At 36.3% G+C, this 12,724-nt stretch carries 9 protein-coding genes; 8 read left to right on the top strand and 1 reads right to left on the bottom strand.

What is annotated here, in order from left to right:
- Window positions 1-97: 97 nt before the first annotated feature.
- The 6 genes from SJW71_RS19930 (at window position 98) to SJW71_RS19905 (ending at window position 9,365) form a co-directional block, all read left to right on the top strand.
- A complete protein-coding gene (locus tag SJW71_RS19930; protein ID WP_274795745.1) occupies window positions 98-418 on the top strand; it encodes a winged helix-turn-helix transcriptional regulator in 321 nt (106 codons plus the stop codon).
- Between the two features lie 756 nt (window positions 419-1,174).
- Window positions 1,175-2,497, top strand: coding sequence for an MFS transporter (locus tag SJW71_RS19925; RefSeq protein WP_322604706.1), 1,323 nt, complete (start codon window positions 1,175-1,177; stop codon window positions 2,495-2,497).
- Between the two features lie 65 nt (window positions 2,498-2,562).
- Window positions 2,563-3,465 (top strand): chemotaxis protein, encoded by a 903-nt coding sequence (locus tag SJW71_RS19920; RefSeq protein ID WP_274795747.1) that lies wholly within the window; start codon window positions 2,563-2,565, stop codon window positions 3,463-3,465.
- Between the two features lie 163 nt (window positions 3,466-3,628).
- Entirely contained in the window at window positions 3,629-5,176 is a 1,548-nt protein-coding gene (locus tag SJW71_RS19915) for a Ppx/GppA family phosphatase (RefSeq protein ID WP_274795748.1), read from the top strand.
- Window positions 5,173-7,329, top strand: a complete 2,157-nt coding sequence (locus SJW71_RS19910; RefSeq protein WP_274795749.1) for an RNA degradosome polyphosphate kinase — start codon at window positions 5,173-5,175, stop codon at window positions 7,327-7,329. Before SJW71_RS19915 ends, SJW71_RS19910 begins: the two co-directional genes overlap by 4 nt.
- Window positions 7,330-7,358: 29 nt before the next feature.
- Window positions 7,359-9,365 (top strand): putative bifunctional diguanylate cyclase/phosphodiesterase, encoded by a 2,007-nt coding sequence (locus SJW71_RS19905; protein WP_274795750.1) that lies wholly within the window; start codon window positions 7,359-7,361, stop codon window positions 9,363-9,365.
- A 45-nt stretch (window positions 9,366-9,410) separates the two neighbouring features.
- Here SJW71_RS19905 and SJW71_RS19900 read toward each other — a convergent pair whose 3' ends face one another.
- The gene (locus SJW71_RS19900; protein WP_274795751.1) at window positions 9,411-10,022 is read right to left on the bottom strand and encodes a TetR/AcrR family transcriptional regulator; all 612 of its coding nucleotides are present in this window, start codon (window positions 10,020-10,022) and stop codon (window positions 9,411-9,413) included.
- A 237-nt stretch (window positions 10,023-10,259) separates the two neighbouring features.
- Here SJW71_RS19900 and SJW71_RS19895 point away from each other — a divergent pair, with 237 nt between their 5' ends.
- Together SJW71_RS19895 and SJW71_RS19890 are read left to right on the top strand one after the other, a co-directional pair.
- Window positions 10,260-11,153 carry an NAD(P)-dependent oxidoreductase gene (locus SJW71_RS19895; RefSeq protein ID WP_431811368.1) on the top strand — a complete coding sequence of 298 codons (894 nt, stop codon included), beginning with the start codon at window positions 10,260-10,262 and terminating at the stop codon, window positions 11,151-11,153.
- Window positions 11,154-11,167: 14 nt separating this feature from the next.
- Window positions 11,168-12,688: a CoA-acylating methylmalonate-semialdehyde dehydrogenase gene (locus tag SJW71_RS19890; protein WP_431811367.1), complete on the top strand. Its 1,521-nt coding sequence runs from the start codon at window positions 11,168-11,170 to the stop codon at window positions 12,686-12,688.
- Window positions 12,689-12,724: the final 36 nt, after the last annotated feature.

Genomic DNA, 12,724 nt, shown 5'->3' with positions numbered 1-12,724 from the left:
AAGTTTTGTCAAGTAACCTAATGTATTTTTAGAACTGAAAATTTTTAAAAAGTGATATACTGTTAAATAGGAACTAATGACAATGGAGGCTAGTAAATTGGATCAAAAAAATATTTGTCCACGATTTGAAAAAGCACTCATGATCTTAAATCATCGTTGGAATACCTTGCTGATTTATCAGCTATTAGATGGTCCACAACGATACTCAACCATTAAAAATCAGTTAAATATTAGTAGTCGTGTATTGACAGAGCGATTAAAGGAATTAGAAATGGAGCAAATCGTATTACGTACGGTCATACCCTCTACACCAGTAGTCATTGAGTATGAGCTTACGGAAAAAGGATATGCCATTGCACCAGTGCTAAAAGCAATTGAACAATGGTCCTCTGAATGGGTAACAGTTAACGAAGAGTGATAAAAAAGATATTCAAGCGAGGGGGCTTGAATATCTTTTCATGTTGTTAAAGAAAGAGAATGTCAATAGTAGAATAAAACGTTTGGCAAGGTGTGAGATTGATTTCCTTTCCGCCAGCGTCCTTTCCAGGGGGCGTCCGATGAGCCGCTTCACTCACTACGTTCGCTCCAGGGTCTTATCTGTGACGCTAATCCCCTAGGAGTGACACGGGCTCCTCTCCAATCAACCATGCTGCAAATAATGTCTTTTCTTTGTATTACACACAAGCAATAGTAAACAAAGAGCCCATTCTTTCCATCTTTTGTGAAAGAATAGGCTCTTATTTTATATGTAGAGAATGGATTAGTCACAACATTCATTAACAAAATGAAAAGTGAACATTTATTAGTGAAACCTTTGCTAAAAGATAAAAGTTTTGAGGATTAAAGTAGAAGAATACTTAATCTCATAGGATAGCAGATAGGCGTGACCCTGTTTGAAATGTTAGCGTAACTGTTTTAGCTACTAAAGCGTAGCGACAATAGGAAACAAGTAGTAAGGAACGGAAAGCTTTTTTCACCTTTCTCAAAAATTCGATTACTTGTTTCGTTTTTCTTGACATGAATGGTGTTGGGTATTCATTTATCGTTTATTTAATAGTTATGTTTCAGTAAAATTACTGATATATTGTAAATAATATTAATTTTCTTTAAAGAAAGATATTTTTTATTACAGAGGAAAATTAATGGATTATTATAAGAGTGAGAGGAGGGTTTTATGAAGAAGGGTTCAGCAATAGACATACAACATCGAAGTCAGTTAGCCATTTATTTATCATTGCCGATACTTTCATGGGCATTTTATGATTTTGCGAATACTATCTTTTCTTCAAATATAAATACAATATTTTTCCCATTTTACATGGATGAGGTTTTAGGGACGAACGAAGTCATGCAACAGGTGGCAAGTACCTTTATATCCTATGCAAATGCTATTGCAAGTTTGTTACTTGTGATTTTTTCACCGCTTTTTGGTGTATGGATTGATAACACAGGTTATAAAAAGAAGTTTATTGTATGGTTTGCATCCATTTCTATTCTTTTTACATTTATGATGGGGATATTTGCGAATGTGCAGACAACAACGAATTACTCTGGTGTACCTCTTAGTTTATTTTTAGTTGTGGCAAGCTTTGTTATTGCTAAATTTTTCTTTAATTCAAGTCTGGTATTCTATGATTCCATGATGGGAGATCTAGGAACAAAAGAAGAAATGCCACTAATTTCAGGTTTTGGTGTTGCCATTGGCTATTTGGGTACACTTTTTGGATTACTCGTTTATTTATATGTTGGTAATAGCGATTTCCATCGAGCATTTATTCCAACGGCTATTTTGTATTTATTATTTTCATTGCCATTATTTTTTATTAATAAAGATACACCGATTCCGAAATCACAGCGAAAATCTTTAAAATTTTTAGATGGTTATAAAGAAATCCTTCAAACATTTAAGGATATGAAACAATATAAAGCGATCTTTACTTTTATGATTGCTTATTTCTTTTTAAATGATGCCATTGCTACGACGATTGCTATGATGGCGGTTTATGCTACAGCGATTGTCGGCTTTAGCTCTGGTCAATTTATCGTTCTTTATTTGGTCTCTACTGTATCAACAATCATTGGCTCACTTGCATTTGGCTATATCACAAAGTCCATAGGGGCAAAGCGTGCCATAACGATCGTTGCGCTTATTATGATTATCGCTTTGGTGTTCGCAGTTTTTGCCACAGCACAATGGATGTTCTGGCTTGCAGGTAGTCTATTTGGTATATCCCTTGGATCAATGTGGGTGACATCTAGGACCTATATTATTGAATTATCACCAAACGAAAAACGTGGGCAGTTTTTTGGCTTGTTTGCATTTTCGGGTAAAGTATCCTCCATTATTGGACCGGCAGTATACGGAACGGTTACATTATGGATGAAGGATTATGGTACGCTTGCTAGTCGTGTCGCATTATCGACATTGATTGTTATGACAGTCATTGGCTTATTGGTACATCTAAAAGTTAATGATAAAAATGGAAATAGCAAGTAGGAGAAATGTATTGCCTATGATACAATTGAATTATAAATAGATGTAGAGAAAGGAGCGGGGTTGCATTGGAACATAAAGGAATATTATTAGAAAGTGGCACAAATGAGCTAGAGATCGTTGAATTTGAAGTAGCGAACAATAAATTTGGTATTAATGTTATTAAAGTAAAAGAAATTATTCAACCGATACCAGTAACATTTATTCCACACGCGCACCCGCATGTAGAAGGAATCATTCAATTACGAGGTGAAGTATTACCAGTTGTAGATATGCTGCGAGTATTAGGAATTCAAGGTGCAGAGCGTAATCCACAACAAAAATATATAGTGGCAGAATTTAATAAACAACGTGTCGTTTTCCATGTGGATAATGTGACACAAATCCATCGTATATCGTGGGACCAAATTGAAAAGCCTTCAGATATGTATCAAGGTGGAACATCACAAGTAATTGGTGTGATTAAACAAAATGAACAAATGATTCTATTACTGGATTTCGAACGAATTATGGTGGATATCAATCCTGAATCGGGAATCAGTGTGGAATCTGTTAAAAAGCTTGGTAAACGTGAACGTTCTGAAAAACGTATTTTAATTGCAGAAGATTCACCATTATTACGCAAATTATTATTTGACACGATGAGTGAAGCTGGTTATGACAATGTTGAATTCTTTGAAAATGGCCGAGATGCATATGATTACTTAGAGGGAATTGCTAAGAGTGGTAGTGATATTGCAGAGCATATTCAATTAGTGGTAACTGATATTGAGATGCCGCAAATGGATGGACATCATTTGACACGAAAAATCAAAGAGCATCCGGATCTTCAAAAGCTTCCTGTCATTATTTTCTCCAGTCTCATTACAGACGATCTTCGTCATAAAGGGGATCAGGTAGGAGCAGAGGATCAAATTAGTAAGCCAGAAATTGCAGAGCTCATTTTACGTGTTGACCAGCTTATTCTGTAGTAATTGTGGCTTACATGATACTTCACAATTTTAATAATGGGTATCCTGAAAGTATAAATAAATGAAAGAAAAAGTCGGATGCCTTAAGAGGTACCGACTTTTTTGTATATGTCCACATAGGTATGAACAAAATAAATAAAAGATACTTGAAGGATGTGATGATTTGAATGAGCTAAAAACAGCCATTATTGATATCGGCTCCAATACCATTCGATTAGTATTATATCAGTATGATAATGAAGAAGGGCTACGTGAGCTTGGGAATATTAAAACGGTAGCTCGTTTGCGTACATATATTCAGCCCTCAGGAGAGATGTCTGTAGAAGGTATTCAAGTGTTATCAGAAACTTTATTAACATTTAAAGCAATGCTTGAGGATTTTGAGGTGACAGATGTTAAAGCAGCTGCGACTGCCGCTATCCGACAGGCTACTAACCGAGACCAGATTATTAAGGAAATGAAGGAACGAACTGGTATTCAAATAGAGCTTTTATCAGAAGAGGAAGAAGCTTATTTTGGATATGTTGCTGTTGCCTATTCTATGGGAACGCAATCCGCAGTGACGATAGATATTGGTGGTGGTAGTACTGAAATTACGCTGTTTGAAAATAAAGAGATTCAGCAATCACATAGTTTCCCTTTTGGGACGGTATCTTTAAAGCAACGATTTGTAAAGGGCGATATTATGAATAGTAGCGAAAAGGGGGAGCTCATTGCTTATATAAAAGAGCAATTTCAATCGCTTCCTTGGATAAAAAATGTGGCTTTACCTATTATCGCTATAGGTGGTAGTGCGAGAAATATTGCTCAAATGCATCAACAAAAGCATGATTATCCTATTGCCAGTGTCCATGGTTACGAAATGACAAAGGAAAATTTAGATGATTTAAGCTTGTTTTTAGGGCGACTAAGTTTCCAAGAGTTGAAGCAGCTGGATGGGCTATCATCTGATCGGGCAGATATCATTGTTCCTGCATTAGAGGTTTTTAGAGTGTTAATGGAGGTAGTCGATAGTAAGGCATTCCAACTGACCAAAAGAGGCTTGCGTGAAGGACTTATTTATGACCGAATTTTGCAAACAGATGCACTTGCCTTTGATAAATACAATGTATTTGAAGGAAATGCTAGAAGATTAGCACGTCAGTATGGACGGACTGAAATGGAAGTTGATTATTTGATGCATTTAGCAGATCAATTATACCGAGAATGTTGCCATTTAGGGTATTTGCAGTATAATCCCGAAGATTTACATTTGTTAACAAAGGCTGCGAAGGTTTTCAATATAGGAGAATACATTGAATTAAGCTCATCAAGCCAACACACCTTTTATTTAATTGCGAATCAATCAATTGATGGTTTAAATCATTTAGAACGAGTAAAACTAGCACTTCTTGCATCCTACAAAAATAAGGATTATTTCGAACGATTTGCTGCTCCATTTGCAACATGGATGGACCGTGAAGAATATCGCAAAATCAGAGACTTTGGAGCGTTATTAAAATTTGTCTATGCGTTAAATGTTTCAAAGCGCAATGTTGTACATGCTATTGAGATGCATACAGAAGAGGATCATGTCCAACTCGATATTTATGTAAAAAAGAATGCTGCTGCTGAAAAGTATCAAGCTAATCGACATAGGAAACATTTAGAGCGGGCATTAAAAATCCCCATGAAGATCAATTTTATTGAAGAAGGGTGGAACAATGGATGACGACTGAAGTAACAAAAAATGAGCTTAATGAAGAAGAGTTTTCAGAAAATCATAATCGATTGTTAGAAGAAATTGCTAAGCCACAGTATTATAATAATCGTGAATTGAGCTGGCTTGCCTTTAATGAGCGAGTTTTAGAGGAAGCAGAGGATGTAAATAATCCTCTGCTAGAGCGTTTGAAATTTTTGGCTATATTTAGCTCGAATTTAGATGAATTTTTTATGGTTCGTGTCGCAGGACTACAAGATCAAGTCCGTGCGGGTTTCCATAAGCCTGAAAATAAATCCGGATTAACACCAAAGGAGCAGTTGGCGAAAATTGCAGAACGAACACAAGCATTAGTTCGTCGTCAAACGGAAGTTTATCGACATTTAATCTATGATTTACTCCCACAACATAATGTACATATTGCAGATATGAAAGATTTAAATAGCGCTCAAAAAGCGTTTATTAATGAAATGTTTGCAGAAACAATCTTCCCAGTTTTAACACCCGTTGCGGTTGATGCATATCGTCCTTTTCCAACATTGCTTGGGAAAACTTTAAATTTACTAGTCCTATTAGAGCAGGACGAAACAGATGTCGAGAGTCGTGAAAAAGTGGCAATCGTACAAGTTCCATCTGTTTTAGATCGCTATATAAAAGTTCCATCTGAAGAAGGGAAAACGGTTGTTGTTTTATTGGAGGATGTGATTGTTGCGCATATTGAAAAATTATTTTATGGCTACAGTGTAAAATCAGCACAAGCTTTCCGTTTAACGAGAAACGCAGATTTAACTATCCATGAAGAGGGCGCTCGTGATCTTCTAGTTGAAATTGAAAAAGAACTGAAAAAACGAAAATGGGGAGTAGGAAGCCGTTTAGAAGTTCGAGTTGGAGAAATGAATGATGAGGTGCTTCAATACTTACTAGATGAATTTGAAATTGAAGAAACAGATGTGTTCCATATTGATGGTCCTTTGGATTTAACCTTTATGTTCTCTTTTGTCAAAGGCATATCTGTAGGTCGAGAGCATCTAGAATATGAAAGCTTTATTCCACAGCCACCTTTAGACTTACAATCAGATGAAAATATTTTTGAAAAAGCTTTACAACAAGATATTTTTTTCCACCATCCTTATGAGTCGTTTGCCCCTATTGTTGATTTTATTTCAGAGGCTGCCGTTAATCCGAATGTATTAGCTATAAAACAAACATTATATCGGGTGAGTGGGAATTCACCGATTATTCAAGCGTTAAAACTTGCAGCTGAGAATGGCAAACAAGTAACCGTATTAGTGGAGCTAAAGGCCCGATTCGATGAAGAAAATAATGTGCACTGGGCAAAACAACTAGAACAAGCAGGTTGTCTTGTGATTTATGGCATGAATAATTTAAAAACACACTCCAAAATTACACTAGTAGTTAGTCGTCGTAATGGCAAAATCGAACGTTTTGTTCACCTTGGTACTGGAAATTATAATGATGCAACTGCAAAAATCTATACGGATATGGGCATAATAACTACAGATAAAGAGTTTGGCATTGATGCGACAAATTTCTTTAACTACTTAAGTGGTTATACAGAAAAACCTACCTTTAATCATTTAGTAGTTGCACCATTTGATATTCGAGATGAGTTTATTCGTTTAATGGATGAAGAAATTGCCTGTCATAAAAAATATGGCAATGGTTTTATTCGTGCAAAAATGAATTCATTGACGGACAAAGACTTAATGATGAAGCTTTATGAGGCATCTATTGCAGGTGTAAAGGTAGAGCTCATTATACGGGGGATCTGTTGTATTAGACCAGGTATTCCTGGTATTAGTGAAAACATCACCGTGACAAGTATTGTTGGTCGTTTCCTTGAACATTCTCGTATCTATTGGTTCCATCATAATGGAGAGAATAAAGTCTATCTATCTTCTGCTGATATGATGACACGCAATATGATTAAACGTGTAGAAATTTTATTCCCTGTATATGCAAGTGAGGCAAAAACCCGTATTATTGACATAATGAATGCACAATTAATGGATACTGCCAAAGCACGTATTCAAGACTCTAATGGTAAATATCATTACAAAGAGTTTGACCGTAGTGAAGATCCATTGAATAGCCAAGAAATTTTCTTAAAGGATGCATTAAAGCCTACGCTAGACGAAGAATAGAGCAAAAACGCTACTTAGTGAGGGATAGGATGAAAAAATATAGAGAGAGTGTAGCGCCATTTGCAGATTATCAACAACTCATCCAGCTGAATCCATTTGATGCAGTCGTATGTTTGAGAAAAGTTGATACGACAGCGTTTGAGGTCGTTGAATTTAACGATAAGCTATTATCATTGATTGAGCTGCAGGATCGTACAGCCAAAAAAGCAGAGAACTTTTTTTCAAAACAATGTTGGCTACAATTGTCGAAATTTCTAAATCAAGAATTCAATAAACAGCATGTCCTAAAATTAGGTATAGGTCCACAAGAAAAAACATTTGCAATTCATGTACAGCACTTTGCTAAATCAATGGTTGCCATTATTCTTCGGGCAACACAATTTGACATCAATCCATATTTACAATTCATAGAACAACATGTGAGCCCAGTGTTAACAACAGATTTACAAGGTCGAATTATTCACCAAAACGTTGCTGCTACCCAAGCACTGTCAATGGAACACAACAGTCTATTAGGTTTAGATATTTTTTCATTATTAGAAAATAAATATGTCAATGAGTTTAAATTGCTATTTGACAAAACAATTGAAGGCTCAGCATTTGGCATGCCAAAATGTTTATTGAAGGGTCAATTGTTAAGTAAAGAACCCTTTTACTTAAGAACGCATCCAACGTATTATAACGGTGAAGTGATAGGTGTACATTTATTTGTTAAAGATGCCAATTCATTTATGAATGATCATGAGGCATTTTATTACCTAGCATTAATGGATGAATTAACAGGTATTTGGAATCGAAAAGCCTTTAAAGAACACTGGCTCCATCATTTAAATGACAAGAAGCAGGAGCACAAGCAAGCTGCCCTGATTTTAGTTGATATTGATCGCTTTAAAAAATTCAATGAATCTCTTGGTGAGAGCAGAGGAGACGAACTCATGCGCATGTTTAGTCACAGACTTCGTGAGCTCTGTTACTCAAAATGCTCGCTCTACCGCTATAACAGTGATGAGTTTATCTTTGTGTTAAAAGATGCAACGATACAAAAAATTGAGCGGACAGCTAATGCTATTCTGGATATTTTAAAACAGCCTTTTATGATAGATGGGCAGGAATATTTTATTAGTGTATCGATTGGTATTTCTCTTAGTCCTGCAGATGGGAAAGATTTAGAAACCCTTGTACGAAAAGCGGATAAGGCTTTATTTTCTGTTAAAGAACATGGTCGATCACATTATCGTTATTATCGTGAAGATATGACCGCTATTTTTCCAAATGAAGCCTTGATGGAGGCTCATTTACGTCGTGCAATTGAATTTAATGAGTTAAGCCTTCATCTGCAACCACAAATGGATTTAGCAAATAATAGCATCAATAGTTTTGAAGCCTTATTAAGATGGAACAATCGTAAATTTGGTTTTGTATCACCAGCACAGTTTATTCCAATTGCAGAGGCATCGGGCTTAATTATTGAAATAGGGGATTGGATTATTGATGAGGTTTGTCGTTACCAAAGCGAATGGCAGACAAAGGGCTACCGTCCTGTACGAATAGCGGTTAATATATCACCAAAACAATTTAGAAAAGAAAACTTTGCGCGAAAAATTAAAGAAGCGTTGAAGAAATATGATGTTCCTCCAGAATTACTAGAGGTAGAAATTACGGAAAGTTCAATGACCAACGTCCATGAAACATTTTCAATTCTTACAGAGTTAAAGCAATTAGGTGTTTATGTATCAGTGGATGACTTTGGAACAGGCTATTCCTCATTAAGCTACCTTAAACGTTACCCGATTGATATTATTAAAATCGATCAATCATTTATTGCCGATATTGCAAAAGATGATAAAAACGAGGCCATTATTAAAGCAATTATTTCGATGTCTCATAATTTAGGATTAGAGGTCATTGCTGAAGGAATTGAAGAGCCGACACAAGTCGACTTTCTAAAACGTCATCGTTGTCAAAAGGGACAAGGCTATTTATACAATAAACCATTACCAGTTGAAACAATTGTGCAACAATATTTTGTAAGCTGATAAGAAGTAGCACTTCATCATAAAATGGATGAAGTGCTACTTTTTTTACTTATTGCTCTTGAGACCGTTCAAGACAATTGTTGTAAATTGGGACATTTCTGAAGCAAGATCGAAATCTTCGCTGTGTATTAACCAATCATAAACATTGGCGCGCATACAACGTTGAATGATTGCTTGGATGTTAGGAATTGATATATCTTGTCTGAATTCTCCTTGTTGAATACCCTCTTCGATATATGTATTCATAATTTGAAAAATTTTACGTTGAGGGTTAATTAAATAATGATCTTGCTGCACTTGGTTTGTCATTGCAGCTGTATACACAGTACGCAATAAATCCTTACCAACAACATTAGTTAAATACTTCATTTGTTCTTGATACACTAGCAGTATTTTTTCACTTGCTGGTAATGCTCCATCAATATTTTTTTCAACAGTACTATAAAAATGATCAAGCTCCTTAAATTTTTCTAAAATAACATCATATTTAGAAGGGAAGTGTGTATAAAATGTACCTTTTGAAACATTGCATGCTTTTGTAATTTGTTCAACAGATACATGCTCATAACCATATTTATTAAATAAATCTAAAGATGTTTTTAATAATCTTTCACGTGTTTCTAATGCCTTTTTTTGTCTGTTTGTGAGTACTTCCATTGCTGCTTATTACCTCCACTATTAAATATTGTGAAATATTTTATATAAAAAATATTCAGAAAATATTAAATTTTTAATTGACGAGATGGATTTCTATTGATTATGATTTAATTGACCGAAGTCAATGACCGTGGTCATTATAGGTATCTCGTTACTAATGTTACTTTAAAAAATGAAAGTTGGCTAGTGCATCAACAAGCTTTTCTATTGTATTTTCAAGGATTGGGGGAGGTCTAAATGAAGGAGAAATTAGGTTTTATCGGCTTAGGCAATATGGGTTTACCGATGTCTATTAATCTATTAAGAGCAGATTATGAGGTATATGGTTATGATACAAATGCACAGGCAATGGAACAATTCGTAGCAGCGGGGGGCATCGGGCTTGAGTCAGCTAAGGAAATTGCCAAACAATGCGATGTAATTATGACCAGTTTGCCTACCCCACAAATTGTTGAATTGGTTTATCAGTCAGAGCAAGGCATTTTACATCATGCAAAGAAAGGTAGCTTACTAATTGATTTTAGCACTGTAAATCCCGAATTGAATGATTCGTTACATACAGAAGCAAAAGCTTTGGGATTACGATATTTGGGAGCACCTGTAAGTGGTGGGGTCATCGGGGCTGTAAATGCAACATTAACAATTATGGTTGGTGGTGACACAGATGATTATAAAAATGCCGAAAGAATATTCGGAATATTCGGAAAGAATATCTATCACTTGGGCACATCTTCAAGTGTAGGCACACGCATTAAATTACTGAATAACTTAATGATTGGGTTTTACACAGAGGCAGTCGCTGAAACCATTGTACTTGGCGAAAAAATGGGTATTCAGGCAGACACACTATATGAAGTTTTAAGCAATAGCTATGGCCAAAGCCGTATATATGAACGCAATTATTTGGAGTATATGAAAAATGATAATTATGAGCCTGGCTTTTCAACAAATCTACTATTAAAGGATTTGAAGTTAGCTAAGGAGATGGCAGATGAAGCAGGTGTATCACTGCGAATTGGTGAAAAATTAGTGGATCTTTACAGTGAAATTTCTCAGCAAGGCTATGGAGAAAATGATATGTCTGCAGCTTATTTAAGCTTAAAAGAAACATGTAAAATAGAACAATTATAAGAGGAGGAAAAAATATGACGACAGCACAAGAGGTTAAAACATTAACACATTTTATTGGAGGCAAATTGGTTGAAGGGAAAAGTGGACGATTTGGTTCGGTATTTAATCCAACAACAGGTGATGTTATTGCTAAGGTGCCCCTTGCGACAGTAGAGGAAACGCGAGATGCAATCGAGCAAGCTCAAGCAGCATTTCCAACTTGGCGAGATACATCAGTGGCAAAGCGTGCAGAAGTTGTGCTAAGGTTCCGTAATCTTATTACTGAAAATATGGAGGAGCTATTACACATTATTTGCACTGAAAGCGGAAAAACGATTGAAGATGCCAAAGGTGAAATTACACGGGGACTTGAATCTGTTGATTTAGCCATTGGTGCACCTCACTTAATGAAAGGGGAATACTCTGTTAATGTTGGAGGTCAAATCAATGCCTATTCTGCAACATACCCATTAGGAGTTGTAGCGGCAATTTCTCCATTTAACTTCCCAATCATGGTACCCCTAGCACAAACGAGTATGGCGATTGCTGTAGGAAACGCTGTTGTATTAAAGGCTTCCGAGCGCGTGCCAATGACTGCGTTGTATGTTAGTGAGCTGTGGAAGAAAGCCGGTTTGCCTGATGGTATTTGGACAGTCATTAATGGTGATAAAGATGCGGTCAATGAACTTTTAGAAAACCCGACTGTGCAAGCGATTTCATTCGTCGGCTCAACACCAGTAGCTAAATATATTTATGAAACAGGATCAAAGTACGGAAAACGTGTAACTGCTCTTGGTGGTGGTAAAAACAATATGGTCGTAATGCCAGATGCGGATCTTGAACAGGTTGCTAGTGCCTTTATTGGTGCAGCTTATGGAGCAGCATCCCAGCGTTGTATGGCGATATCTACTATCATGCCTGTAGGAAAGGATACTGCTGATCGCCTAGTGGAGATTCTTAAGGGGAAAATTTCTAATCTGAAAGTAGGCCCATATACAAACCCTGATTCAGATTTTGGCCCTGTTATTTCTCAGCAATCAAAAGAAGCAATACTTGCTGCCATTGATCGAGGGGAAGCTGAGGGAGCCTCCGTAATTTGCGATGGTCGAGAGCTTGACATTGTCAAAGAGTCTAAAGGATTTTATGTAGGTCCAACATTATTAGATCATGTAAAGCCAGGCATGGAAGTTTATGAGCAAGAAATATTTGGTCCAGCACGTAATGTTGTTCGTGTTGATTCATTGGAGGAAGCTATTGCCCTTATTAATAAGCATGAGCTAGGTAATGGTGTCACTATCTTTACTAATGATGGGTTAGCAGCTCGTAAATTTACGACGGAAATTGATGTTGGTATGGTAGGTGTCAATGTACCAATTCCTATTCCAGTAGGCTACCATAACTTCGCAGGCTTTAAAGGCTCTCGTTTTGGTGAGGGGCATATGTTCGGTCCGGATCAAGCGCGATTCTTTACAAAAACAAAAACAATTTCAGAGCGTTGGATGGCGGGCAATGCCTCCACTGCATCAACATTTGCATTCCCTAGCAATAACGACTAATACAAACAAAGAGCTGTAGAAACATACAGCTCTTTT

The sequence above is a fragment of the Lysinibacillus sp. FW12 genome, from assembly GCF_050817245.1.
GTDB classification, from domain to species: domain Bacteria; phylum Bacillota; class Bacilli; order Bacillales_A; family Planococcaceae; genus Lysinibacillus; species Lysinibacillus irui.
This window is presented reverse-complemented; position numbering and strand designations above follow the sequence as displayed.

Bases quoted from the DNA above. Each gene is read 5' to 3' on its own strand.
- SJW71_RS19925 (WP_322604706.1), top strand. From the start codon at position 1,175: ATGAAGAAGGGTTCAGCAATAGACATACAACATCGAAGTCAGTTAGCC.
- SJW71_RS19895 (WP_431811368.1), top strand. From the start codon at position 10,260: ATGAAGGAGAAATTAGGTTTTATCGGCTTAGGCAATATGGGTTTACCG.
- SJW71_RS19910 (WP_274795749.1), top strand. From the start codon at position 5,173: ATGACGACTGAAGTAACAAAAAATGAGCTTAATGAAGAAGAGTTTTCA.
- SJW71_RS19890 (WP_431811367.1), top strand. From the start codon at position 11,168: ATGACGACAGCACAAGAGGTTAAAACATTAACACATTTTATTGGAGGC.
- SJW71_RS19900 (WP_274795751.1), bottom strand. From the start codon at position 10,022: ATGGAAGTACTCACAAACAGACAAAAAAAGGCATTAGAAACACGTGAA.
- SJW71_RS19905 (WP_274795750.1), top strand. From the start codon at position 7,359: ATGAAAAAATATAGAGAGAGTGTAGCGCCATTTGCAGATTATCAACAA.